At 73.4% G+C, this 23,111-nt stretch carries 23 protein-coding genes; 16 read left to right on the plus strand and 7 right to left on the minus strand.

Annotation, left to right across the window (positions count from 1 at the left end; genetic code table 11):
• Positions 1-57: 57 nt before the first annotated feature.
• The 4 genes from gnd (at position 58) to Q8W71_RS17025 (ending at position 3,554) form a co-directional block, all read left to right on the plus strand.
• Positions 58-1,038, plus strand: a complete 981-nt coding sequence (gene gnd, locus Q8W71_RS17010; protein ID WP_305526578.1) for a phosphogluconate dehydrogenase (NAD(+)-dependent, decarboxylating) — start codon at positions 58-60, stop codon at positions 1,036-1,038.
• A gap of 10 nt (positions 1,039-1,048) precedes the next feature.
• Positions 1,049-1,774: a 6-phosphogluconolactonase gene (gene pgl / locus Q8W71_RS17015; protein ID WP_305526579.1), complete on the plus strand. Its 726-nt coding sequence runs from the start codon at positions 1,049-1,051 to the stop codon at positions 1,772-1,774.
• 198 nt (positions 1,775-1,972) lie between these two features.
• Entirely contained in the window at positions 1,973-3,106 is a 1,134-nt protein-coding gene (locus Q8W71_RS17020; RefSeq protein ID WP_305526580.1) for an HD-GYP domain-containing protein, read from the plus strand.
• A gap of 88 nt (positions 3,107-3,194) precedes the next feature.
• A complete protein-coding gene (locus Q8W71_RS17025) occupies positions 3,195-3,554 on the plus strand; it encodes a hypothetical protein (RefSeq protein ID WP_305526581.1) in 360 nt (119 codons plus the stop codon).
• 74 nt (positions 3,555-3,628) lie between these two features.
• Here Q8W71_RS17025 and apaG read toward each other — a convergent pair whose 3' ends face one another.
• Positions 3,629-4,021 carry a Co2+/Mg2+ efflux protein ApaG gene (apaG, locus tag Q8W71_RS17030; protein ID WP_305526582.1) on the minus strand — a complete coding sequence of 131 codons (393 nt, stop codon included), beginning with the start codon at positions 4,019-4,021 and terminating at the stop codon, positions 3,629-3,631.
• Positions 4,022-4,286: 265 nt separating this feature from the next.
• Between apaG and Q8W71_RS17035 the strand changes: the two genes are divergently transcribed.
• The 3 genes from Q8W71_RS17035 (at position 4,287) to speG (ending at position 7,245) form a co-directional block, all read left to right on the plus strand.
• Entirely contained in the window at positions 4,287-5,399 is a 1,113-nt protein-coding gene (locus Q8W71_RS17035; RefSeq protein WP_305526583.1) for a 2'-deoxycytidine 5'-triphosphate deaminase, read from the plus strand.
• Positions 5,400-5,500: 101 nt separating this feature from the next.
• Positions 5,501-6,670 (plus strand): acetylornithine deacetylase, encoded by a 1,170-nt coding sequence (gene argE / locus Q8W71_RS17040; protein ID WP_305526584.1) that lies wholly within the window; start codon positions 5,501-5,503, stop codon positions 6,668-6,670.
• Positions 6,671-6,678: 8 nt separating this feature from the next.
• Entirely contained in the window at positions 6,679-7,245 is a 567-nt protein-coding gene (speG, locus tag Q8W71_RS17045; protein WP_305526585.1) for a spermidine N1-acetyltransferase, read from the plus strand.
• Positions 7,246-7,277: 32 nt separating this feature from the next.
• Here the strand turns inward: speG and Q8W71_RS17050 are convergent, their stop codons facing one another.
• The 5 genes from Q8W71_RS17050 to Q8W71_RS17070 all read right to left on the minus strand — a co-directional run bounded on the left by Q8W71_RS17050 (position 7,278) and on the right by Q8W71_RS17070 (position 13,657).
• Positions 7,278-8,546, minus strand: coding sequence for a hypothetical protein (locus tag Q8W71_RS17050; RefSeq protein WP_305526586.1), 1,269 nt, complete (start codon positions 8,544-8,546; stop codon positions 7,278-7,280).
• Between the two features lie 256 nt (positions 8,547-8,802).
• Positions 8,803-9,849 (minus strand): Hsp33 family molecular chaperone, encoded by a 1,047-nt coding sequence (locus tag Q8W71_RS17055; RefSeq protein WP_305526587.1) that lies wholly within the window; start codon positions 9,847-9,849, stop codon positions 8,803-8,805.
• 95 nt (positions 9,850-9,944) lie between these two features.
• Complete coding sequence (locus Q8W71_RS17060; protein ID WP_305526589.1) at positions 9,945-10,745, minus strand: 2-keto-4-pentenoate hydratase; 801 nt, start codon at positions 10,743-10,745, stop codon at positions 9,945-9,947.
• Between the two features lie 722 nt (positions 10,746-11,467).
• Complete coding sequence (gene argF / locus Q8W71_RS17065; RefSeq protein WP_305526590.1) at positions 11,468-12,448, minus strand: ornithine carbamoyltransferase; 981 nt, start codon at positions 12,446-12,448, stop codon at positions 11,468-11,470.
• Between the two features lie 18 nt (positions 12,449-12,466).
• Positions 12,467-13,657 carry an aspartate aminotransferase family protein gene (locus Q8W71_RS17070; RefSeq protein WP_305526591.1) on the minus strand — a complete coding sequence of 397 codons (1,191 nt, stop codon included), beginning with the start codon at positions 13,655-13,657 and terminating at the stop codon, positions 12,467-12,469.
• A gap of 268 nt (positions 13,658-13,925) precedes the next feature.
• Here Q8W71_RS17070 and Q8W71_RS17075 point away from each other — a divergent pair, with 268 nt between their 5' ends.
• The 5 genes from Q8W71_RS17075 to araD all read left to right on the plus strand — a co-directional run bounded on the left by Q8W71_RS17075 (position 13,926) and on the right by araD (position 18,243).
• Entirely contained in the window at positions 13,926-14,411 is a 486-nt protein-coding gene (locus Q8W71_RS17075; RefSeq protein WP_305526592.1) for a RidA family protein, read from the plus strand.
• The gene (locus Q8W71_RS17080) at positions 14,411-15,157 is read left to right on the plus strand and encodes a glycerophosphodiester phosphodiesterase family protein (RefSeq protein WP_305526593.1); all 747 of its coding nucleotides are present in this window, start codon (positions 14,411-14,413) and stop codon (positions 15,155-15,157) included. Before Q8W71_RS17075 ends, Q8W71_RS17080 begins: the two co-directional genes overlap by 1 nt.
• Before the next feature lie 140 nt (positions 15,158-15,297).
• On the plus strand, positions 15,298-15,531 hold the full coding sequence (locus Q8W71_RS17085) for a DUF6894 family protein (protein WP_305526594.1): 234 nt from the start codon (positions 15,298-15,300) through the stop codon (positions 15,529-15,531).
• Positions 15,532-15,873: 342 nt separating this feature from the next.
• Entirely contained in the window at positions 15,874-16,398 is a 525-nt protein-coding gene (locus tag Q8W71_RS17090; RefSeq protein WP_305526595.1) for a helix-turn-helix transcriptional regulator, read from the plus strand.
• Positions 16,399-16,518: 120 nt separating this feature from the next.
• Positions 16,519-18,243 carry an L-arabinonate dehydratase gene (araD, locus tag Q8W71_RS17095; protein WP_305526596.1) on the plus strand — a complete coding sequence of 575 codons (1,725 nt, stop codon included), beginning with the start codon at positions 16,519-16,521 and terminating at the stop codon, positions 18,241-18,243.
• A 44-nt stretch (positions 18,244-18,287) separates the two neighbouring features.
• Here araD and Q8W71_RS17100 read toward each other — a convergent pair whose 3' ends face one another.
• Entirely contained in the window at positions 18,288-18,590 is a 303-nt protein-coding gene (locus Q8W71_RS17100; RefSeq protein ID WP_305526597.1) for a putative quinol monooxygenase, read from the minus strand.
• 167 nt (positions 18,591-18,757) lie between these two features.
• Here Q8W71_RS17100 and Q8W71_RS17105 point away from each other — a divergent pair, with 167 nt between their 5' ends.
• From Q8W71_RS17105 to Q8W71_RS17120, 4 genes are all read left to right on the plus strand, one after another.
• Positions 18,758-19,726, plus strand: a complete 969-nt coding sequence (locus tag Q8W71_RS17105) for a LysR family transcriptional regulator (protein ID WP_305526598.1) — start codon at positions 18,758-18,760, stop codon at positions 19,724-19,726.
• A gap of 230 nt (positions 19,727-19,956) precedes the next feature.
• Entirely contained in the window at positions 19,957-20,796 is an 840-nt protein-coding gene (locus Q8W71_RS17110; RefSeq protein WP_305526599.1) for a putative hydro-lyase, read from the plus strand.
• Positions 20,797-20,847: 51 nt separating this feature from the next.
• Positions 20,848-22,092, plus strand: a complete 1,245-nt coding sequence (locus tag Q8W71_RS17115; RefSeq protein WP_305526600.1) for an ABC transporter substrate-binding protein — start codon at positions 20,848-20,850, stop codon at positions 22,090-22,092.
• A 138-nt stretch (positions 22,093-22,230) separates the two neighbouring features.
• Positions 22,231-23,109, plus strand: coding sequence for a branched-chain amino acid ABC transporter permease (locus Q8W71_RS17120; protein WP_305526601.1), 879 nt, complete (start codon positions 22,231-22,233; stop codon positions 23,107-23,109).
• Positions 23,110-23,111: the final 2 nt, after the last annotated feature.

Consider the following 23,111-nt stretch of genomic DNA (forward strand, 5'->3'; position numbering starts at 1 on the left):
GGTCGCAATTCTCTCCCCGCCCGTGGCCGGGCGGGGAAATCTCGGGAGCGTGGGACGATGCAACTCGGCATGATCGGCCTCGGCCGGATGGGCGGCAACATCGTCCGCCGGCTGCTGCGCGATGGGCACACGGCGGTCGTGTTCGACAAGAGCGCGGAGGCGGTCGCGGCGCTGGTCGCCGAGGGGGCGGTCGGGGCGACGAGCCTCGAAGACCTCGTGTCCAAGCTCGAAGCGCCGCGCACCGCCTGGGTGATGCTGCCGGCCGGCGCGATCACCGAGGAGGCGGTCAAGACGCTCGGCGGCCTGATGAAGACCGACGACTGCATCATCGACGGCGGCAACTCCTTCTACGGCGACGACGTGCGCCGCGGCCAGGAGCTGAAGGGCAAGGGCATCCACTACGTCGACGTCGGCACGTCGGGCGGCGTGTGGGGCCTGGAGCGCGGCTACTGCATGATGATCGGCGGCGACAAGGAGGCGGTCGACCGCCTCGACCCGATCTTCCGGACGCTGGCCCCCGGCCTCGGCGACGTTCCGCGCACCCCCGGCCGCGAGGGCCGCGACCCGCGCGCCGAGCACGGCTACATCCATGCCGGGCCCACGGGCGCCGGCCACTACGTCAAGATGGTCCACAACGGCATCGAGTACGGCCTGATGCAGGCCTACGCGGAGGGGTTCGACATCCTCCGCCACGCCGATTCCGAGAACCTGCCCCCCGAGCGCCGGTTCGACCTGAACCTCGGCGACGTCGCCGAGGTGTGGCGGCGCGGCAGCGTCGTCTCCTCGTGGCTGCTCGACCTGACCGCGCAGGCGCTGGCGGGGGACGAGGATCTCGACGACTTCTCCGGCTTCGTGGAGGATTCCGGCGAGGGCCGCTGGACGATCAACGCCGCGGTCGAGCAGGCCGTGCCGGCCACCGTGCTGTCGAGCGCCCTCTACCGCCGCTTCCGCTCCCGCGAGCAGGCCTCCTACGCCGACAAGCTGCTCTCGGCGATGCGCAGGGGCTTCGGCGGCCACCAGGAGCCGAAGAAGTCGTGAGGGGCGCGCCGTGAGCCTGCCCGCCGGCACCCACGTCCTGCCCGACGCCGAGGCGGTGGCCCGCGAGGCCGCCGAGCGGCTGATCGCCGCCTGCGGCGAGGCCGGGACGGAGCGGATCGCGATCTGCCTGTCTGGCGGCTCGACCCCGAAGCGGCTCTACACCCTGCTCGCGAGCCCCGAATACGCGACCCGCGTGCCGTGGCCGCGGGTGCACTGGTTCTTCGGCGACGACCGGGCGGTGCCCTGGGACGACCCGCGCAGCAACGTCCGCATGGTCCGCGACGCGTTCGGGCACGGCTCGGAGATCCCGCCGAGCCACCTGCACTTCATCCCCACCGACGAGGGGCCGGAGGCCGGGGCCCGCGCCTACGAGCACGCGCTGCTCGACTTCTACGGAGCCGACGCCCTCGACCCGGCGCGGCCGCTGTTCGACCTCGTCCTGCTCGGCCTCGGCGAGGACGGGCACACCGCGTCGCTGTTCCCGGGCAAGCCCGCGGCGGAGGAGCGGGCGCGCCTCGCCGCCCCGGTGCCGGAGGCGGGGCTCGAACCCTTCGTGCCGCGCGTCAGCCTCACCTTCCCGGCTCTGGCCTCCGCCCGCCACGTCCTGTTCCTCGTGACCGGCGCGGGCAAGCGCGCCCCGCTGGCCCGCCTCGCCGCCGGGGAGGACCTGCCGGCCGGGCGCGTCACCGCGCTCGGGCAGGTGGCGTGGCTCCTCGACGCCGCCGCCGCCGGCTAGAGCGCTCTCCGCCGAGGTGGACACCGGCTCGGCGCGAGAGAGCGCGTCAAAACAAGGGCTTGGAGCCGTGCACGATTGCAACGCGATCGGGAACGGCTCTGACGCGCGCCGGGACCGGGGCCGTTACGGTCTGGCAAGGTCGCCCCGCTACAACGCTGACGGGCGGCCTTCGGCCGGTCCGAAGCCGGGACGAGCCAGATGCGCGCGGGCACGGTCGTGCTCTACACCGATCAGCCCGAGCGCCGCGCCGATCTCGTCGCCGCCCTGGAGGGACTCGCCCCCTGCGCGGTGCTCGCCGCCGCCGCCCCCGCGCCTCCTCCCCCCGTCTGCGGCCTCGTCGCGGACCTCGACCTGCTGATGCCCGCGCCGTTCCTCGGCCTGCGCACCCTGATCGCCGCCGCGCCCGACCTGCCCCGGGTGTTCCTGATGCGCAGCATGGGCGCGCGCAGCCTGTCGGCCGCCCGCGGCCTCGGGGCCGGCGTCTGCCTGCCCGCCGACACCCCCGCGGCGACCGTCGCGGAGGCCCTGCGCGCCCAAGACCCGGATCGCGGCCCGGATCGCGGCGTGCCCGCGGGCGGCGTCACGCGCTCCGCGGCGGGGCCCGCGCCCCGGTCCGAGGCCGCCGGGCGCGGCCGTCCCCTCCCCGGCGCCGCGGTGGTGGTCCAGGCCGCCGACCGGGCCGGGGCCGTCATCGCCGGCCTGCTCGACGCCGCCCGCGCCACCGGCACGGTCGACGCGGCCCTGGTCGAGGGCGGGCTCGATCCCGTCCTGCGGGCGGTCGAGGAGCGGGGCCTCAGCGCGTGGCTCGACACCGTCCGCGCCTACGACGACGCCACCTACCAGCACTGCCTGCTGGTCGCCGGCCTCGCCGCCACCTTCGCGATCGATCTCGGCTTCACCGAGCGCGACCGCCAGCGCCTCGTGCGCGCCGCGCTGGTTCACGATGTCGGCAAGGCCCGGATCCCGCTCGCGATCCTCAACAAGGACGGCCCCCTCGACGCCGCCGAGCGGGCGGTGATGCGCGACCACGCGGCGCTCGGCCACGCGATCCTCGTGCAGGCGGGGGGCTTCGACGACACGGTGCTGGCGGTGGTGCGCTGGCACCACGAGCATCTCGACGGGTCGGGCTACCCGGACGGGCTGTCGGGGAATCAGATCGGCGACGTGGTGCGTCTCGTCACCGTCTGCGACATCTACGCGGCGCTGGTCGAGCGCCGGCCCTACCGCGCCCCGATGCCGACGCCCGAGGCGCTGAAGATTCTCTACGGCATGGACGGCAAGCTCGACATGGCGCTCGTGCGCGCCTTCGACCGGGCGGTCTCCCGCACCTGACGGCCCCTCGCGCAACCGTGTTGCGCGCGGTCGCGAACCGTTTTCCTCCGGGGGCGTTCTTTAGCCCGCGATGAGGAGGAACCAACGGATGAAGGTGCTACCGGTGATGGCGGCCCTCGGCCTCGGTGCGCTGGGCCTCGGTGCGCTGGGTCTGGTGGGCGCGGCGACGGCCCAGCCCTACGGCGGCCGCGGCGACTACGGCTACGACCGCGGCGATTACGGACGGGACCGGGGGGATTACGGCTACCGGGACCGCGGCGATTACGGGCGGGACCGGGATTACGACCGCGGCCCGCGGGGCGGGCGCGGCGACTACGCGTTCGACGAGCAGGAGTATCTGCGCTGCAATCCAGACGTGCGCCGCGCCGTCGTGAACGGCCAAGTGGCGTCGGGCCTCGCGCATTACCGCACCTTCGGCCTCCGCGAGAACCGGCGCCTGAGCTGCTGACCGGCCGCACGGTCCCGGACGACGGGTACAGCGCCGTCGCGGCGGTCTCCCGCCCCGTCGGCGTCGGCCGCGCCTCAGTGCAGGCTGCGGCGGACGTGCGGGCTGTCGAGGGAGAAGGCGGGGATCTCGGCCTCGAAGCTCTCGCCGGCCACGGTCGCCATCGTGTAGCTGCCGGCCATCAGCCCGTCCGGCGTGGTGAGCGGGCAGCCGCTGGTGTAGCAGAACGACTCGCCCGGCTCGAGCACCGGCTGCTTGCCGACGACGCCGGTGCCGCGCACCTCCTGGCAGGCGCCGCGCCCGTCGATGATGCGCCAGTGGCGCGAGCGCAACTGCACCTGCTCGGAGCCGTTGTTCACGATCTCGACCGTGTAGGCGAAGAAGTAGCGGCTCTCGGTCGGCGAGGATTCCTCCTCGACGAACCGGGGTTGAACGGTCACGCTAATTCCGCGCGTTTCGGCCTTGTACATCGTCCTAATCCGGACCCCTGCGGACGGTGTGATTCGTTGAAGGCGGACTCAACACGCTTCATGACCGGTCGTAAGTCCCGGCCGAATCCCAGTCAATTGCGGCGGAGTACGTCGCGTGCCGGGCCGACCAGTGTTCGACGCGTTGCAAGTCTCTACAACTTTTGGTTGAGACACCTGGGCCGGGACGACGGGTTAATCCCGCGTTAAAGGCCGCCGGGGGAGAACAGGCCGGGCGGGCGTCGGCGCGCGAGGGGAGTGGGGCGCGATGAGCGCGAGCGCGGACATGCGCGACGGGACGGACATGCGCGACGGAATCCTGCCGGCGCAGGCGATCGCCGCCCTCACCGGGGCGGGCGGCATCCGCCCCGCGAGCGCCTACGCGCCGGACCAGATCCAGCCCGCGAGCCTCGACCTGCGGCTCGGCGACCGCGCCTTCCGGGTGCGCACCAGCTTCCTGCCGGGGACGACCCGCACGGTCCAGGCCTGCGTCGACCGCCTGTCGCTGCACGCGATCGACCTCCGCCCCGGCGCCGTCCTGGAGACGGGCTGCGTCTACATCGCCGCGTTGCAGGAAGCCCTGGCGCTGCCCCCCGACCTCGCGGCCTCGGCGAACCCGAAGAGTTCCACCGGGCGCATCGACGTGTTCACCCGGGTGATCACCGACCGGGGCGAGGCGTTCGACCAGGTCGAGCCCGGCTACACGGGGCCGCTCTACGCCGAGATCTCGCCGCGGACCTTTCCCGTCCTGGTGCGCACCGGCTCGCGCCTGTCGCAGATCCGCTTCCGCCGCGGGCAGCCGCGGCTGACGGAGGCCGAACTCGCCGCGCTCCACGCCCGGGCGCCGCTGGTCGGCGCCGGCACGCCCTCGTTCCAGGGCGGCGTCGCGGTCTCTGTCGACCTGTCCGGCTTCGACGGGCTGATCGGCTACCGGGCCAAGCGCCACACCGGCCTCGTCGACGTGGACGCCCCCGGCCGCCACCGCGCCGCCGAGTTCTGGGAGCCGCTGGCCGCCGACGGCTCCGGCAGCCTGATCCTCGACCCCGGCCAGTTCTACATCCTGGCCTCGAAGGAATCGGTGACGGTGCCCCCCGACCACGCCGCCGAGATGGTGCCGTTCGATCCCCTGGTCGGCGAGTTCCGGGTCCACTACGCCGGGTTCTTCGATCCCGGCTTCGGCCACGCGAGCGTCGGCGGGGCGGGGGCGCGGGCGGTGCTGGAGGTGCGCTCGCGCGACGTGCCCTTCCTGCTGGAGGACGGCCAGATCGTCGGGCGCCTCGTCTACGAGCGGATGGCGGACCTGCCCGAGACCCTCTACGGCGCGGGCGCCGGCTCGAACTACCAGGCCCAGGGCCTCAAGCTGTCCAAGCACTTCGTCTGACCCGGCCCTTCGCCCGATCCGGCGCTTCGTCCGAGCCGGGGACGGCTTCCCCTGCGCCGCCCCGCGCTCTAGACCCGGAGCCCGCGCGCCCCGGAGGAACCATGCCGATGACCGGCGAGCGGCTGAGCCCGCTCGACATGCTCGCCCGCCTCGTGTCCTACGATACCGAGAGCGACAAGCCGAACCTCGCGCTGATCGACGCCGTCTGCGCCTATCTCGACGGCTGGGGCGTGCCCCACCTGCGCCTGCCGAACCCGGCCGGCGACAAGGCGGCCGTGCTGGCGACCGTGGGGCCGATGGTCGACGGCGGGGTCGTGCTCTCCGGCCACACCGACGTGGTGCCGGTGGCGGGGCAGGCCTGGACCTCCGACCCCTTCACCCTGCGGGTGGCGGACGGGCGCGCCTACGGCCGCGGCGCGGTCGACATGAAGGGGTTCGACGCCCTCGCCCTGGCGCTCGTGCCGGACATGCTCGCCGCCGGCCTGACGCGGCCGGTGCACATCCTGCTCTCCTACGACGAGGAGACCACCTGCCTCGGCTCGTTGGACGGCATCGCGCGCTTCGGCGCCGACCTGCCGCGGCCCGGGGCGGTGATCGTCGGCGAGCCGACCGGCCTGGAGGTGGCCGACGCCCACAAGAGCATCGTCACCTGCCTCACGATCGTCCACGGCCACGAGGCGCACTCGGCCCGGCCGGCGCTGGGCGCCAACGCGGTCGCCGCCGCGGGCGACCTCGTGGCCGGGCTGAACCGGATCAGCGACGCGATGATCGCCCGCGGCGACGCCTCCGGCCGGTTCGACCCGCCCGCCACCACCGTCCACGTCGGCACGATCCACGGCGGCACCGCGCGCAACATCCTCGCCAAGGAGTGCCGCTTCCTCTGGGAGTACCGCGGCCTGCCCGATCTCGACCCTGAGGAGATCCCGCGCCTGTTCGCGGCCGAGGCCGAGCGGGTGACGCGGGAGCGCCTCAACCGCTACGGCGCCTACGGCCGGATCGAGACCCTGGAGGAGGTCGACATCCCCGGCCTCGCGCCCGAGCCCGGTTCGGAGGCCGAGCGCCTCGCCCTGCGGCTCGCGGGGCGCAACCGCACGGTGGCGGTGCCCTACGCCACCGAGGCCGGGCGCTTCCAGGCGGCCGGCATCCCGACCGTGGTCTGCGGGCCCGGCGACATCGCCCAGGCCCACCAGCCGGACGAGTTCATCACGCTGGACGCGCTCGGCGCGGGCGAGGCGTTCCTGCGCCGCCTGATCGAGGCCTGCGCGGCATGAGTCCCAGCATGACCACCGGAACCCCCGACCGGGTCCGGCTGCGGCCGCTGGAGCGCGAGGACCTGCGCTTCGTGCACCAGCTCAACAACAACGACAGCATCATGCGCTACTGGTTCGAGGAGGCCTACGAGTCCTTCGCCGAACTGCAGCAGCTCTACGAGCGCAACATCCACAACCAGACCGAGCGGCGCTTCATCGTCGCCGCGCCGGACGGCGAGCCGGCGGGGCTGATCGAGCTCGTGGAGGTCAACCACCTTCACCGCTCCTGCGAGTTCCAGATCGCGATCCACCCGGCCTTCCAGGGGCGGGGCTTCGCGTGGCGCGGCACGCGGGTGGCGATGGACTACGCCTTCAGCGTGCTCAACATCCACAAGCTCTACCTGCACGTGGATCGCGACAACACCCGCGCGGTCAGGATCTACGAGCGCTGCGGCTTCCAGGTGGAGGGGGTGCTGAGGGACGAGTTCTTCGTCAACGGCCGCTACCGGGACGCGGTGCGGATGTGCCTGTTCCAGCCGGACTACCTCGCCGCCCGCGGCGGCGGCGACATCGCCGAGCCGGTGCTCAAGACGTGAGGGGGAGGGGCGGGAGCCCCTCCCCGCCCCGGTCAGCGGGCGCCCGCGCCGCCGTCGCGCCCGGCGCCGCCCCGGGCGCCACCCTGGCCGCCAGCCGCGTTGCCGGACGAGGCGCCGTTCATCGCGCCGCCGTTGCCGCCGCGCTCGCCGCCGGCCTTCATGCCGCGCTCACCGCCGCCGCTGCGCTCGGACGCGTTGCGGACGCCGCCCTGGTCGCCGCCGCCGCGCATGTCGCCGTTGCGCACGCCGTCGCCGCGGGAGGCGTTCCGGTCCATCGCCCGATCGTTGCCCCGGTCGTTGCGGCGCTCCGCGCTGCGGTCGTTGCGATCGGCGCCGCGGGCCTCGTCCCGTCCGCCGCGGCGCTCCTCGCGGAAGCCGGCGCGCTCGCTGCGCGCGTCCGTGCGCACCCCGGCGCGGGTCTCGGTGCGGAAGCTCGCGCCCACCGCACCGCCGCTGAGACGGCGGTACTCGGCGGAGCCGTAGCGCACCCGCTGGCCGCGGATCGTGACCCAGCGCTCGCTCGGCCCGGTCTCGGTGACGACGAGGCGCCGGTACTCGGGCGAGCCGTAGATCACCCGCTGCCCGCGGACCGTGACCCAGCGCTGCCGGGGGCCGCTCTCGCGCACGCTCACGAGGCGCTTGTACTCCGGCGAGCCGTAGATCACCCGCTGGCCGCGGATGACGACGTAGCGCTCGCGGGGCCCGCGCTGGGTGACGATCAGGCGCCGGTACTCCGGCGAGCCGTAGACCACGCGCTGGCCGCCGATGAACACGTAGCGGCCCTCGCGCCGGAACCCGCCCTCGACCCGGCCGCCGCGGACATCGGCCCGCACGTCGGTCCGGCTGCGCACGTCCGTCCGGCTGCGCACATCGGTCCGGTCCCGCGTCTCGGCCCGGTCCTCGCGCCGGTTGGTCGTGCGATCCGCGCCGCGGTCGCCGCCGTTCCGGTCGGCGCGGTCCGCACCCCGGTCCCGGCCGCCGCGGTCGGCGTCGCCGCCCTTGCCATCGCTCTTGCCGCCGCGCTCCGAGGCCATCCGGTCGCCCGAGCCCTGCTCGCGGCCCCCGGCGCCGGACCGCTCGCCCGCCTGCCCGGCCGCCTGACCGCCCGACATCCGCTGCTCGCCGCCGGCCCGGGCCCCGGCCCGATCACCGCCGCCGCCCGATTGCATGCTCGATTCCGCGCCGCCGCGGCCGCCCGCGCCCCCGCCCCGCTCGGCGCCGCCGGCCTGCTGCGCGTAGACGGAGGTGCTGAGGAGGAGCGCGGCCAAGCCGGCGGACAAACCCAGGGGAAGCTTTCGCATGGCGTTCTCTCCGATTCTTGAGATGCCACGCAACGCCGCAGGTTCGAAAACGGTTCTGTCCGGGTACCGTGTAATTTTACGCAACGCTCCGGTGTATTCCGGCGTTTCGCGCGCGAAAGCTTGGCCGTTTAGGTCCGACGAATACAGCGGCCGCCGCGGCGAAGCGGTCCCGAACGTTGCGGAACCCGGCGTCGGGCCGGATCGATCCGCGCGCAGCACCTGCGAGGACCGTGCCGCCCGCGAGACCGGCGCCGCTCTACTGCGGCGGCCCCTCGGCGATCTCGGCCTCCACCGCCGCCGGGTCGAGGTCGTAGCGGCGCGAGCAGAACTCGCAGGTGATCGCGATGCGGCCGTCGTCGGCCACCATGTCCCGGCGCTCCTCGGGGGTGAACGAGCGGATCATGCCGAGCACCCGCTCGCGCGAGCACCGGCAGGTCTCGCGCACCGGCTGCCGGTCGAACACCCGCACCCCGCGCTCGTGGAACAGCCGGTAGAGCAGGCGCTCGCTCGACACGTTCGGGTCGACGAGCTCGTGGTCCTCGATCGTCGCGGTGAGCGAGCGCGCCTCCACCCAGGCATCGTCCTCGGGCGCGTCGGCGCCGAGATGGGCGTGGCCCTCCGGGATGTCGCCGGGCGGCAGGTCGGCGAGCCGGGCCCGGTCGATCGATTGCGGCAGGAACTGTACGATCAGGCCGCCCGCCCGCCAGCGGCCGGCCCCCTCCGCCACCGCCTCGGCCACCGCGAGGCGCACCTGCGTCGGGATCTGCTCGGACTGGCGGAAATACTGGTGCGCGGCCTCCTCCAGGCTCTGGCCCTCCAGGGCGACGACGCCCTGGTAGCGGCTCGCGGCCGAGCCCTGGTCGATGGTCATGGCGAGGTGGCCCGAGCCGATCAGGTCGGCGTCCTTCACCGGGCCGGAGCCCAGGGCCGCCACGCGCTCGGCGTCGAACCGGGCGGTGGCGCGCAGCCGGTCCGGCGCCTCGAAATCGACGACGATCATCTCGACGGGGCCGCCGGTCTTGGTCTGGAGCTGGAAGCGGCCCTCGAACTTCAGCGAGGCGCCGAGCAGGACGGTGAGCGCCGCCGCCTCGCCGAGCAGCCGCGCCACGGGGTCGGGATAGCCGTGCCGGCGCAGGATGGTGTCGATCGCCGGCCCGAGCCGGACCACGCGCCCGCGCACGTCCAGCGCCTCGACCGCGAAGGGCAGGACCGCGTCGTCGTCGCCCGCGTGGCCGTTTCCGGAGGTGACGGTGGTGTCCGAGGCGGTCTTCGAGGTGGTCTTCGCGGTGGTCTTCGCGGTCATGGCCGCTCCTTGTTCGGCCGGCGCGGGGCGCGCGGCGCTGTCGCTCGAGCGGGCGCCGCGTCGGCGGCCCGGGGATGGCGGTGTGAGGCGCGCCCTCAGGTGAAATGCGCGCCGACCCGGCCGAGGCCGCCGAAATCGACGCTCACCCGGTCGCCGGGGGCGATCTCCAGGGGGATCAGGCAGGTGCCGGTCGTGACCACCTGCCCGCGCCCGAGGGTCAGGCCGTGGCGCGACAGCTCGTTGGCGAGCCATGTCAGCGCGTCGCGGGGATCGCCCAGCACGTTGGCGCCGAGCCCCTCGCGCACGAGACCCTCGCGCACGCGGTCGCCGCCGAACCGGGCGACCACCCGGTGGGCCGCGAGGTCGAGGTCGCGCCAGGAGGCCGGCGCCTCCGGGCCGAGGACGAACATGTGGGCGCAGGCGTTGTCGGCGATGAGCTGTGCCGCCCCCGCGACCGTGAAGTCGGTGAATCGCGAATCCGGGACCTCGATCGCGAGGTGCAGGCCCGCTACCGCGTCCAGCACCGCGGCCCTGTCGTAGGGCTCGGGGCGGGGCGGCAGGTCGCGGCCCATGCGGAAGGCGAACTCGGCCTCGGCCACGCGCATGCGGTTGCCCCCGAGCGGCAGGGCCGCGCCGTCGGGATGGACCATCTCGGCGATGAGCCGCCCGGCCAGCGGCCCGTCCACCGCGATGTGCCGCTGGCCGGCCTCGCTGGTGGCGGCGATCTTCCAGCCGAACAGCGGCTCCCGGCTCAGCGCGGCGACCCCGGCCTGGATCCGGTAGCCCGCGGCGCGGTCGGCCGGGCGCAGCGGCCCGGGCAGGGCGTCGAGCGTCGTGCCGTCCCGCCAGTGGCGGACCAGCAGGTCCGATGCCTCCTGCGCATGCGCTTGATCCACGGACAGCCTCCCTGGGATGTGCGGGCGGACGATCGCGCCCATGGCCCCGCGGTCATCATCCGCGACGCGGCGCGGCGGCGATAGACCGATCGGGATGGGGCATGCGGAGCGACGCGCGTCGGCGCTGGCCGCGCACGGGATATGGTGTCGCCGATCCTGACGCGCGAGGGCCGCCCGCTCTCCCGCTGCGTCTCGGCAGGGTCGCGCTACCGGGCATTGCCGCCCGCGCGTCATCCCGGGGCTCGCCGCAGGCGAGAGCCCGGGATCCAGAGACGCCGAGGCCGGGGATCTCGCACTGGCCTGCGCCCGCAGCGTGCCGCGTCGCGGGTCTGGATCCCGGGCTCGCCTGCGGCGCCCCGGGATGACGGGTGAGACGTGGACCCGGCTGCGAGGGCCGGAAGCCCCAGGGCGGGACGGCCCGCGGGCGCACGGTCCACGACGCGGCGAGCCGAGGGGCGTTTCCGACCCTCCACCTCATCCTGAGGTGCCCGCGCGAGCGGGCCTCGAAGGAGACCTCCAGGGATCGCGCGGCTGGCTGGAGGGCTCCTTCGAGGCCCCTTGCCGAGGCAAGGGGCACCTCAGGATGAGGGGATTGGTGGGATCGGCCGACGTAAACTCCAAACATGTCGTGTACCGTGCCGCGGGCGGCCGGAGCGGCTCCAAGTCGTTGTTATGGGCCGCACTCTTACGCCGAACCGGTATCCACCTCGGCGGAGGGCGCTCTACAGCCCGCCCGCGCGCAGGCACCACGCCAAAATACCCTTCTGGGCGTGCAGGCGGTTCTCGGCCTCGTCGAACACCACCGAGCGCGGCCCGTCCATCACCTCGGCGGTGACCTCCTCGCCGCGGTGGGCGGGCAGGCAGTGCATGAAGATCGCGTCGCGCCCGGCCGCCGCCATCAGCTTGGCGTTCACCTGATAGGGCGAGAGCAGGTTGTGGCGGTGGCTCTCGTCGTCGTCGCCCATCGACACCCAGCAGTCGGTGACCACCGCGTCGGCGCCCTCGACCGCGGCGAAGGCGTCGGTGGTGACGTTGAGGCGCGCGCCCTCCGCCTTCGCCCAGGCGAGCAGCGACGGCGCGGGCGACAGCTCCGGCGGGCAGGCGACGTTGAGGGTGAAGTCGAACCGGGCCGCCGCGTGCGCCCAGCTCGCGAGCACGTTGTTGGCGTCCCCCGACCACGCCACGGTGCGGCCCTGGATCGGGCCGCGGTGCTCCTCGAAGGTCAGCACGTCGGCCATGATCTGGCAGGGGTGCGAGACCTTGGTCAGCGCGTTGATCACCGGCACGGTGGCGTGCTCGGCGAGCTCCAGCATCTGCCCGTGGTCGAGGATGCGGATCATGATCGCGTCGACGAAGCGCGAGAGCACCCGCGCGGTGTCGCCGATCGTCTCGCCGCGGCCGAGCTGCATCTCGGAGCCGGTGAGCATCAGGGTCTCGCCGCCCAACTCGCGCATCGCCACGTCGAACGACACGCGGGTGCGGGTCGAGGGCCGGTCGAACACCATCGCGAGGTTCTTGCCCACCAGCGGGCGCTCGTCGGCGCGCTCGCCCTTGCGGCGGCGGGCCTTCATCGCCGCGCTGGCGTCGAGCACGCGGCGCAGGTCGGACCCGGAGAAGTCCTTGAGGTCGAGGAAATGGCGGGGGGCCGCACCTGTCGGGTGCGGGGCCGGGCCGGCGGCCCGGCCGTTCGTCTGGGCTGTCATCGCGAAAGGATCCCGGGCCTACTCGGCCGCCCCGCGCAGGGCCTCGAAGCCGGAGGCGGCCGCCTCCAGGCGCTGGACGGCGGCGTCGATCTCCGGCGCGTCGACGATCAGGGGCGGCAGCAGCCGCACCACGTTGTCGCCGGCCGGGATCACGAGGAGATGCGCCGCGCGGGCCGCCGCGGCGAAGTCGGTGTTCGGCACGCCGAGCGCGAGGCCGATCATCAGCCCCTCGCCGCGGATCTCCTTGAACACGTGCGGATGCCGGTCGCGCAAGGCGGCGAGCTTCTGCTTGAGCAGCAGGCCGGTGCGCGCGACCCGGTCGAGGAAGCCGTCGGCCAGCACCACGTCGAGCACGGCGTTGCCCACCGCCATCGCCAGCGGGTTGCCGCCGAAGGTGGTGCCGTGGCTGCCGGCCGTCATGCCCCGGGCGGCCTCCGCGGTGGCCAGGCACGCGCCGAGCGGGAAGCCGCCGCCGATGCCCTTGGCCGCGCTGAGGATGTCCGGGGTCACCCCCGACCACTCGTGCGCGAACAGCCGGCCCGTGCGGCCGAGGCCGGTCTGGACCTCGTCCATGATCAGCATCAGGCCGTGGTGGTCGCAGATCTCCCGGTAGCGGCGCAGCTCCGCGGGCTGGATCACCCGCACCCCGCCCTCGCCCTGGATCGGCTCGATCATCAGCGCCGCGGTCTCGGGGCCGATCACGGCCTCCAGCGCGTCGAAGTCGCCGACCTGCACCTGATCGAAGCCCTCGACCTTCGGCCCGAAGCCCTCGATGTACTTCTGCTGGCCGCCGGCCGCGAGGGTGGCGAGCGTCCGCCCGTGGAAGGCGCCGGCGAAGGTGACGATCCGGTAGCGCTCCGGGTTGCCGCCCGCGGCGTGGTACTTGCGCGCGACCTTGATCGCCGCCTCGTTGGCCTCCGCCCCCGAGTTGCAGAAGAACGCCACGTCCGCGAAGCTCGCCTCCACCAGCCGCCGGCCGAGGCGCTCGCCCTCGGGGATCTGGAACAGGTTCGAGACGTGCCAGAGCTTGCCCGCCTGCTCGGTCAGGGCGGCGACGAGGTGCGGGTGGGCGTGGCCGAGCGCGTTGACCGCGATCCCGGCGCCGAAATCGAGGTATCGCTCCCCGTCCTCCGCGACGAGCCAGGCGCCCTCGCCGCGCGCGAAGGCGAGCGGGGCGCGGGCGTAGGTCGGCAGAAGGGCGGATGTCACGGTCCCGTCTCCGTATCGTCGGGGTTTCGACGCGCTCACGTGCGGCGAACCGGCGTCCACTTCGGCGCAGAGCGCTCCCGTGTAGCCGGCTCCAAATGAAAGTGCCGCCTCGTCACCGGGGCGGCACGCGCGCGATTACTATGAAAGACCGCGCGCCTGTCAATCGCGCCCGGTGCGCGCCCCGTGCACGGCGGCCGTGCGGGGGGCCTTGCGCGGGCCGCGCCGGGCGTGCTCCAGAGCCCCCGAACCACAGCGAGCGGAGACGACGATGAGCACGGTCGAAGGCACGGTCAAGGAACGCCTGGAGCGGCTGGGGCTCGCCCTGCCCAAGGCCGCGGCGCCTGTGGCGAACTACGTGCCGTTCGTGCGGTCGGGCAGCCTCGTGGTGATCTCGGGGCAGGTCTGCTTCGGCCCGGACGGGAAGATCGCCCCCGAGCACGCGGGCAAGGTCGGCGGCTCGGTCTCGGCGGAGGCCGGCAAGGCGGCGGCGCGGCTCTGCGCGCTCAACGTGCTCGCCCAGCTCGACGCGGCGGTGGGCGACCTCGACCGGGCGGTGGTGCAGTGCGTCCGCCTCGGCGGCTTCATCAACGCCGCCCCGGGCTTCTCGGCGGTGGCGGGCGTGATGAACGGCGCCTCCGACCTGATGGTGGAGCTGCTCGGCGACCGCGGCCGCCACGCCCGCTCGACGGTCGGCGTCGCGGAGCTGCCCCTCGACGCCGCCGTCGAGGTCGAGGCGATCTTCGAGGTGCGGTGATGGACCTGGGCTGGCTCACCGCGCGGCCGATCGCCCATCGCGGGCTGCACGACCGGGCGGCGGGCCGGCCCGAGAACACGCTCGCCGCCGCCCGCGCGGCGGCGGCGGGGGGCTTCGCGATCGAGTGCGACGTGCAGCTCAGCGCCGACGGCGAGGCGATGGTCTTCCACGACGCGAGGCTCGGCCGGCTCACCGCGCTGGACGCGCCGGTCGGTGCGAAGACCGCCGCCGAACTCGGCGCCCTCGCGATCGCGGCAAGTGCGGAGACGATCCCGACGCTGCCGGACTTCCTCGCGGCGGTGGGGGGCGCGGTTCCGGTGATCGTCGAGATCAAGTCGCGCTACGACGGCGACCTCCGGCTCGCCCGGCGCGCGGCGGAGGTGGCCGCCGCCCAGGCCGGGCCGGTGGCGCTGAAATCCTTCGATCCCCAGGTGGTGGCGGCGCTGCGCGACCTCGTCCCCGAAAGGATCCCGCGGGGGATCGTGAGCGAGACCACGCAGGACGACCCCGTCTACGCGGCGCTGCCGGGATCCCTGCGCCGGGCGCTGTCCGACCTGCTGCACTTCGCCGAGACCCGGCCCGACTTCCTGTCCTGGCGGGTCGACGACCTGCCCTGCGCGCCGACCACCCTGTGCCGCCTGCTCGGCCGGCTGCCGGTGATGGCCTGGACGGTGCGCACCCCCGAGCAGCGCGCGCGCGCCGCCGCCCACGCCGACCAGATGGTGTTCGAGGGCTTCGTGCCCTGAGGTGCCGGGCCGGCGTGCCCGGCCCGCGGCGCCGATCCCCTTCTCCGTTGCCTGCGCCCACTTGACCCGCGGGTGTCCCTGGCCATTTGCGAACAAATCATGAACAATGGCGCCGCACAGGGACGGGAGATGAGTCGCCGATGGCACGCTACCGCTTTCACTGCACGAACGGCCTGGAATGCGTCCTCGATCCCGTGGGACGGGACATCCGGGTGCCGGAGCGCCTGCCCGAGCGGGCGCGGGCGGTGGCGCAGGGGGTGATGACGACGCTCGGCGGACGCCCGGACTGGCGCGACTGGCAGGTCACCGTCCACGACCGGACCGGCCGCCGGGTGCTGCTCCAGGCCTTCGTGCCGGACGCCGCCGCGGCGTGATCCCCTGCCGGTGCGCGGCCAGATCCGGTGCAGATGAAGTCCGGCCCGCGACTGTTGACATCTGTTAACGGTCGCGGCAGGGTGACGGGCGATCGAGCGAGGCTTGTCCGTGCCGAGGCCGAGGCATCCGAACAAGGAGATCGAGGCCGCCGTCCGGACCGCCGGAGGAGAGAGGCTGGACCCTGCGGCTCCAGGGGCACTGGGGGCGCCTGTACTGCCCCGAGCACGACCGGGACGGTTGTCAGGTCGGCGTGAACGGCACGCCGAGAAACCCCGAGGCCCATGCCCGCCAGATCCGGCGCGCCATCGATCGCTGTCCGCACTGTCGGGAGGACACGGAAGATGGATACGTTTGAGTTCAGCGTCGTCGCCACCGGCCTGGACCCCGGGGCCCCCGACTTCGAGGCCCGGTTCTACGAGGCGGGCTGCGACGACGCGACGATCTCCTTCCAGAAGGGGCACATCATCGTCGACTTCGCCCGCGAGGCGGAGAACATCGCCGTGGCGATCGGGTCTGCGCTCGCGGCGGTCGAGCGGGCCGGCGCGTCGGTCGAGCGGGTCGAGCCCGATCCGCTGGTCAGCCTCGCCGACATCGCGCAGCGCACGGGGATGAGCCGGGCGGCGATGACCCAGTACGCCAAGGGGCAGCGGGCGGAGGGCTTCCCGCGGCCGGTGGCCAAGGTCACCTCGGACAGCCCGCTCTGGGACTGGGCCAGCGTCTCCCTGTGGCTGGCGCAGCGGCAGAAGCTCGGGCACGCGGAGGTGATCCGCGCGGCGGCGGTCAAGCAGGCCAACGCGGTGATCGAGGCGGGCAGCATCGACGTCGCCGAGCCGATCCGCAGGCGGCTGCGGGAGCTGGCCGCCTGAGGCACCGGCCGTTTCGATCCCGTCCCGGTCTCAAGCCGCGCGACGCCGCGGCGCTGGCGCGGGCCGGCGCGCGGGCCTACCACGGGCGCGTCGCGAGAAACGAGAGAACGGATCCCGACCATGAGGAAGCGCCCGGAAGAGCTTCGCAGCCATCGCTGGTTCGGCGTGGACGACCTGCGGGCGTTCGGCCACCGCTCGCGGCTGGCGCAGATGGGCTTCTCGGATGCCGACTGGGCCGGCAAGCCGGTGATCGGCATCCTCAACACGTGGTCCGACCTCAGCCCCTGCCACGCCCACTTCCGGGTTCGCGCCGAGGAGATCAAGCGCGGCGTCTGGCAGGCCGGCGGCTTCCCCGTCGAGATCCCCGTGCTGCCGGTCACCGAGCAGTACATGAAGCCGACCTCGATGCTCTACCGCAACCTGCTCGCGCTGGAGACCGAGGAGCTGATCCGCTCCCAGCCCGTCGACGGCGTCGTGCTGATGGGCGGCTGCGACAAGACCGGGCCCGGCCTGATCATGGGCGCGCTGTCCGCCGGCCTGCCGGCGATCTTCTTCCCCGCCGGCGCGCAGTTGCGCGGCCACTGGCGCGGCAAGACGCTGGGCAGCGGCTCGGACGCCTGGAAGTACCACGCGGAGTTGCGCGCGGGGAACATCACGCAGGCCCAGTGGAAGGACATGGAGGGCGGCATGAACCGCTCCTTCGGCGTGTGCATGACCGCGGGCACCGCCGCCACGATGATGCTGGCGGCCGAGGCGATGGGCTTCTCCCTGCCGGCCTCGGCCGGCATCCCCTCGGCGGATGCCGGCCACCCGCGGCTCGCCACCGACAGCGGCCGGCGGATCGTCGAGATGGTCTGGGAGGACTGGACGCCCGCGGCGATGCTGACCCAGGCGAGCGTCGACAACGCGGTGACCGCGACGATGGCGTTCGGCGGTTCGACCAACGCCATCCCGCACCTGATCGCCATGGCGCGCCGGGCGGGTCTCGCTCTCGACCTCGACCGGTTCGACGCGATCAGCCGCAGCGTGCCGCTGGTGGCCAACCTGCGGCCGAACAACGGCAGCTACCTGATGGAGGACTTCTTCTACGCCGGCGGCAGCCGCGCCTTCCTCGCCCGGATCGCGCCCTACCTCGACCTCGACGCGCGCACGGTCACGGGGCGCACGCTCGGCGAGGACATCGCCGGGGCCGAGGTGTTCAACCCCGACGTGATCCGCCCGCTGGAGGACCCGATCCAGGCCGAGGGCGGGCTCGCGGTGCTGCGCGGCTCGCTGGCGCCGCGGGGCGCGGTGATCAAGCACTCGGCCGCCGACCCGCGGCTGTTGCAGCACACCGGCCCGGCGATCGTGTTCGAGAGCTACGACGACATGAACGCGCGCCTCGACGATCCCGAGCTCGACGTGACGCCCGACAGCGTGCTGGTGCTGAAGGGGGCTGGCCCGCTCGGGGGTCCGGGCATGCCGGAATGGGGGATGCTGCCGATCCCGAAGAAGATGCTGCAGGCGGGCGTGCGCGACATGGTGCGGATCTCGGACGCGCGGATGTCGGGCACGAGCTACGGCACCTGCATCCTGCACGTGGCGCCCGAGAGCCATGTCGGCGGGCCGCTGGCGCTGGTGCGGGACGGCGACCTGATCCGCCTCGACACGGAGGGGCGGCGCCTCGACCTGCTGGTGGAGGCGGACGAGCTGGAGCGGCGGGCCTCGGCCTGGGCGCCGCCGCCGCGGCGCTACGCGCGGGGCTACACCGCCCTGTTCCTCGACCGGGTGGGTCAGGCCGACACCGGCGTCGACTTCGACTTCCTGGAACACGGGCCCCCCACCCCGGAGCCCGAGATCCACTGAGCGCCCCCGGCCTCACGTCCGGCGTGCGCCGGACGCGCGCCGCCTCAGCCGAAGGCGTTCAGCACGAATTCCACGTGGTCGACCTTCGGCGGCCCGGCGAAGTGCGGGCCGGCCAGCCGCCGCCATTCCTGGAAGTCGTCCGACTCTCGGAAATGGACCATGTGGTCCTCCACCGTCTCCCAGCCGACGAACAGCCGGTAGGTCGAGGGCTTCTCGATCACCTTCTGGAGCCCCAGGGAGCGGCAGCCCCGGGCTCGCTCGAACAGCGGCGCCGCCTCGGCCACCGCCGCCTCGAAGGCCGCCTCGGCCCCCGCCCGCACCTCGATCTCGGCAACCTCGTAGATCACGGCCGTCCCTCCCGCGCGGCGTGCTCCGGTGCCGCGTCCCCGGCAGGGTTAGTGCAGGACGGGGGAAAGGGGAATCCGGGCCCCGCGACAGCCGGCCCCCGGACTTTCGGGCCTCGGTCTTGCAGGCCCCGGTCTTGCACGCCGGCCGCGGAGGGTGAGCCGCCGCGATGACCGACCTCAGGACCTTGGAGATCTTCTACTGGACCGCCACGCTCGGCAGCTTCAGCCGCGCGGCCGAGCGCCTCAACACCACCCAGCCCGCGGTCTCGCAGCGCATCGCCGCCCTGGAGGACGCCTTCGGGCTGACGCTGATCGAGCGCGCGCCGCGGTCGCTCAGCCTGACGCCGAAGGGGCGGGAGCTCCTGGGCTACGCCGAGCGCTTCCTGCGCCTGCGCGCCGAGATGGTCGCGGCGCTGGCGAGCCCGGCCGTGACCACCGGGACCCTGCGGCTCGGCGTCTCCGAGACGATCGTCCACACGTGGCTGACGCGCTTCATCGAGGCGATGAGCCGGGCCTATCCCGGCATCGCCCTCGACATCGCCGTCGACGTGTCGCCGACCATGCGCGACGCGCTGGTGCGGCGCGACCTCGACCTCGCCTTCCTCGTCGGCCCGATCACCCGGCCGAGCCTGATCAACGTGCCGCTGTGCCGCTTCGCCGTGGCCTGGATCGCCGCGCCGGATCTCGACCTCGGCGACGGCCCGGTCGGTCTCGCCGAGCTGACCCGCCACCCGGTCATCACCTACCCGCGCAACACCAACCCCTACGTGCAACTGCACGAGCTGCTGGCGCGGGCCAACCTGCCGCCGCCCCGCCTCTACAGCAACGCCTCCCTCGCGACGATCGTGCGCATGGCGGTGGAGGGGCTCGGCATCGCGGTCATCCCCGCCGAGACGGTGCGGGCGGAACTCGCCGACGGACGGCTGCGCGCGGTGGAGACGAGTGCCCGCCTGCCCGACATCGCCTTCACGGCGACCTACGAGAACGCCCCCGACAACCGGCTGGCGGCCGCGACCGCCGCGATCGCGGCCGAGACCGCGGCCGCGTGGTGCGGCGCTGTCGACGCGCCGTGCCAGTCCAGGGCTGGCGGACCGCGCCCGGCGCAGCGCCGGCCGCGCGTGGGCGCGAACGGATGAAGCCGCGCGTTGTGGGATTCCGAAGGGATTATCCCTTCGGCGGGTGTCGGGCGGAGCCCGACGGTTCCCCAGGGCTTTGCCCTGGACCCACGAAAGGGATGATCCCTTTCGAAACCCGGATCCTACCAGCGCGTATAAGCCCGCCTTATCGCCCGCGATCCGAAAAGATAATTCGCTTCGCGCCGCGCTCTCGGTAAGCTGACCCCATTCCACGGCAGACGGGGTCGGTGATGGCAACCTCCGCAGCGGTGCAGACGAGCGGGCGGGCGGGCATGAGCGGGGCCGAGGCCCGGCTGGCCTGCCGCAGCGGTGCGATCCCCGGAAGCACCGCGGGCGTGGCCGACGGCTACGTGCAGGCCAACCTCGCGGTCTTCCCCGAGAGCCTCGCCGACGATTTCCGGCGCTTCGCGGCGCGCAACCCGAAGGCCTGCCCGGTGATCGGCGAGTCGCGGCCGGGCAGCCGCGCCATCCCGGACCTCGGCCTCGACCTCGATCTGGCCACCGACGTGCCCGCCTACCGGGTCTGGCGCGACGGCGCCGTGGTCGCCGAGCGCGCCGAGGTGGCCGACCTGTGGCGCGACGACCTCGTGGCCTTCGCCATCGGCTGCTCGTTCTCGTTCGAGGCGGCGATGGCCGAGGCCGGGCTGCCGCTGCGCCACGTCGAGATGGGCGTGCGCGTGCCGATGTACCGCACCACCATCCCCTGCGCCCCCGCCGGCCCGTTCGCCGGGCCGATGGTGGTGTCGATGCGCCCGCTCACCCCGGCGCAGGCGATCCGCGCGGTGGAGATCACCGGCCGCTACCCGGCGGTCCACGGCGCCCCGGTGCACCTCGCCCGGTCGGACCTGATCGGCATCGCTGACCTCGGCAAGCCCGATTACGGCGACCCCGTGCGGATCGGGCCCGACGAGATCCCGGTGTTCTGGGCCTGCGGCGTCACCCCCCAGTCGGTGATCGCGGCGGCCCGGCCGGCCTTCGCCATCACCCACGCCCCGGGCTGCATGCTCGTCACCGACCGGCTGAACGCCGACTTCGCGGTCGACCTCGCCCCCGCCTCGGCCATGGCCTGAATCCCGCATTCCCGCGCCCCATCCGCGTTTCTTGAGCCCCGGAGATCCCGCATGCTGCGTCGTCGTGAGGTACTGGCCGGGGGCGCGCTGGCGCTCGCGGGCCTCGGGTCCCGCCGGGCGGACGCGGCGGGCGAGGTGGTGGTCGGCGTGCTCTACGCCCTGTCCGGGCCGAGCGCCCAGAACGGCCTCGACGCCCGCCGCGCCTTCGAGACGGCGCTGGAGGTGATCAACGGCAACTACGACCTCGACCTGTCGGCGGCCAAGGGCGACGGCCTCGAAGGGCTCGGGGGCGCCAAGATGCGCCTCGTGGTCGCCGACCACCAGGGCGACCCGCAGAAGGGCCGCGCCGAGGCGGAGCGCCTGATCACCCAGGACAAGGTCGCCGCCATCGTCGGCTGCTACCAATCCTCGGTCTCGGCCACCGTGAGCGCGGTGTGCGAGCGCTACGGCGTGCCGTTCGTGTGCGCCGATTCCTCGTCGCCGAGCCTGACCCGCCGGGGCCTGAAATACATCTTCCGCCCGGCCGCCAACGACGAGATGTTCTCCGAGGCGATGTTCGATTTCATGGACGCGCAGCGCAAGCAGGGCAAGACGATCGGCTCGATCGCCCTGTTCTACGAGGACACGATCTACGGCATCGATTCCTCGAACACGCAGCGCAAGCTCGCGGGTGAGCGCGGCTACAAGATCACCGCGGACGTGAAGTACAAGACCAACTCGCCCTCGCTGACCGCCGAGGTGCAGGCGCTGAAGAACGCCGACGCCGACGTGCTGCTGCCGACCTGCTACACCAACGACGCGATCCTGCTGACCAAGACCATGGGCGAACTCGGCTACAAGCCGAAGGCGATGATCGCCCAGGCCGCGGGCTTCTCCGAGAAGGCGACCTTCGACGCGGTCGGGGCCCAGCTCCAGGGCCTGATCTCCCGGGCGAGCTTCTCCCTCGATCTGGCCGCCAAGCGCCCGTCGATCGGGGTGATCAACGAGATGTTCCGGAAGCGCGCCGACCGCGACCTGAACGACAACACCTCGCGCCAGTTCACCGCGCTCCTGGTGCTGGCCGACGCCCTGAACCGGGCGGGCTCGACCGACGGTTCGAGGCTGCGCGCGGCCCTCGCCGCCACCGACATCCCCGGCACCCGCACGATCATGCCGTGGAAGAAGGTGATCTTCGACGCGGGCGGCCAGAACCCCGACGCGACGCCGGTGCTGATCCAGTACCTCGGCACGAAATTCGTCACGGTGTTCCCCGAGGACGTCGCCGTCGCCCCCGCCAAGTGGCCGATGAACGCCTGATACGCCCTCCGCTCGAACGCGGCGGCAGGGGCGCATCGGCCGGCCCGCGCGGCGCTCGAGCGGCGTCCGGATCCGCATCGCGAAGCGATCGGATCTGGTTCTGACATCCCGGCCCGGAGCCGCTTCGAGGGGGCGCCCATGACGATGCAAGCGCTGGCGCAGGTGCTGGCGAGCGGCCTGCTGACGGGGCTGATCTACGCCCTCGTCGCGGTCGGCCTGTCGCTGATCTTCGGCCTGATGGACGTGGTCAACTTCGCCCACGGCGAGTTCCTGATGCTCGCCATGTACGCGACCTTCGGGCTGGTGCTGGTCTCCGGGCTCGACCCGGTCCTGCTGATGCCGGCGGTCGCCGCCCTGCTGTTCATCCTCGGCGGCACCGCCTATCTCGGCGTGGTCCGCTTCGCGATGCGCGCCAAGGCCAACCAGGGCATGGTGCAGATCTTCGCCACCTTCGGGCTGGCGATCCTGCTCCAGGGCGCGGCGCAGTACCTGTTCACCCCGGACTACCGCAGCCTCAAGACCTCCTGGCTCGGCGGGCACACCCTCGACCTCGCGGGCGTCTACCTGCCCTGGCCGCAGGTGTTCGGGGCGCTCGTCTCGCTCGCCGCCTTCGGCGGGCTCTACCTGCTGATGACCCGCACCGATTTCGGCCGGGCGCTGGAGGCGACCCGCGAGGACCAGGGCGCGGTGGCGCTGGTCGGCATCGACCGCAACCGGGTGTTCGCGCTGGGCTGGGGGCTCGGGGCGGCGCTGGTGGGCCTGGCCGGCGCGGTGCTCGCGGTGTTCTACTACATCCATCCCGGCGTCGGCGGCGCCTTCGCGCTGATCGCCTACGTCACCGTCGCGCTCGGCGGCTTCGGCAGCGTGTTCGGGGCGCTGGTGGCCGGCGTGGTGGTCGGCCTCGTCGAGGCGGTCACCGCGGTCATCCTGCCCCCCGCCCTGAAGTCGGTGGGGGTCTACGCCCTCTACCTCCTCGTCGTGCTGATCCGGCCCCAGGGCCTGTTCGGGAGGCTCTAGAC

The sequence above is a fragment of the Methylobacterium amylolyticum genome, assembly GCF_030700245.1.
In the GTDB taxonomy this organism is placed as follows: domain Bacteria; phylum Pseudomonadota; class Alphaproteobacteria; order Rhizobiales; family Beijerinckiaceae; genus Methylobacterium.

What these genes read in the sequence shown, in the direction of transcription:
- Q8W71_RS17075 (WP_305526592.1), top strand. Translation starts at nt 13,926, where the DNA reads ATGAGCACGGTCGAAGGCACGGTCAAGGAACGCCTGGAGCGGCTGGGG.
- Q8W71_RS17105 (WP_305526598.1), top strand. Translation starts at nt 18,758, where the DNA reads ATGACCGACCTCAGGACCTTGGAGATCTTCTACTGGACCGCCACGCTC.
- Q8W71_RS17120 (WP_305526601.1), top strand. Translation starts at nt 22,231, where the DNA reads ATGACGATGCAAGCGCTGGCGCAGGTGCTGGCGAGCGGCCTGCTGACG.
- argF (WP_305526590.1), bottom strand. Translation starts at nt 12,448, where the DNA reads ATGACAGCCCAGACGAACGGCCGGGCCGCCGGCCCGGCCCCGCACCCG.
- Q8W71_RS17110 (WP_305526599.1), top strand. Translation starts at nt 19,957, where the DNA reads ATGGCAACCTCCGCAGCGGTGCAGACGAGCGGGCGGGCGGGCATGAGC.
- gnd (WP_305526578.1), top strand. Translation starts at nt 58, where the DNA reads ATGCAACTCGGCATGATCGGCCTCGGCCGGATGGGCGGCAACATCGTC.
- Q8W71_RS17025 (WP_305526581.1), top strand. Translation starts at nt 3,195, where the DNA reads ATGAAGGTGCTACCGGTGATGGCGGCCCTCGGCCTCGGTGCGCTGGGC.
- Q8W71_RS17080 (WP_305526593.1), top strand. Translation starts at nt 14,411, where the DNA reads ATGGACCTGGGCTGGCTCACCGCGCGGCCGATCGCCCATCGCGGGCTG.
- araD (WP_305526596.1), top strand. Translation starts at nt 16,519, where the DNA reads ATGAGGAAGCGCCCGGAAGAGCTTCGCAGCCATCGCTGGTTCGGCGTG.
- Q8W71_RS17020 (WP_305526580.1), top strand. Translation starts at nt 1,973, where the DNA reads ATGCGCGCGGGCACGGTCGTGCTCTACACCGATCAGCCCGAGCGCCGC.
- argE (WP_305526584.1), top strand. Translation starts at nt 5,501, where the DNA reads ATGCCGATGACCGGCGAGCGGCTGAGCCCGCTCGACATGCTCGCCCGC.
- apaG (WP_305526582.1), bottom strand. Translation starts at nt 4,021, where the DNA reads ATGTACAAGGCCGAAACGCGCGGAATTAGCGTGACCGTTCAACCCCGG.
- Q8W71_RS17085 (WP_305526594.1), top strand. Translation starts at nt 15,298, where the DNA reads ATGGCACGCTACCGCTTTCACTGCACGAACGGCCTGGAATGCGTCCTC.
- speG (WP_305526585.1), top strand. Translation starts at nt 6,679, where the DNA reads ATGACCACCGGAACCCCCGACCGGGTCCGGCTGCGGCCGCTGGAGCGC.
- Q8W71_RS17090 (WP_305526595.1), top strand. Translation starts at nt 15,874, where the DNA reads ATGGATACGTTTGAGTTCAGCGTCGTCGCCACCGGCCTGGACCCCGGG.
- Q8W71_RS17035 (WP_305526583.1), top strand. Translation starts at nt 4,287, where the DNA reads ATGAGCGCGAGCGCGGACATGCGCGACGGGACGGACATGCGCGACGGA.
- Q8W71_RS17050 (WP_305526586.1), bottom strand. Translation starts at nt 8,546, where the DNA reads ATGCGAAAGCTTCCCCTGGGTTTGTCCGCCGGCTTGGCCGCGCTCCTC.
- Q8W71_RS17055 (WP_305526587.1), bottom strand. Translation starts at nt 9,849, where the DNA reads ATGACCGCGAAGACCACCGCGAAGACCACCTCGAAGACCGCCTCGGAC.
- Q8W71_RS17115 (WP_305526600.1), top strand. Translation starts at nt 20,848, where the DNA reads ATGCTGCGTCGTCGTGAGGTACTGGCCGGGGGCGCGCTGGCGCTCGCG.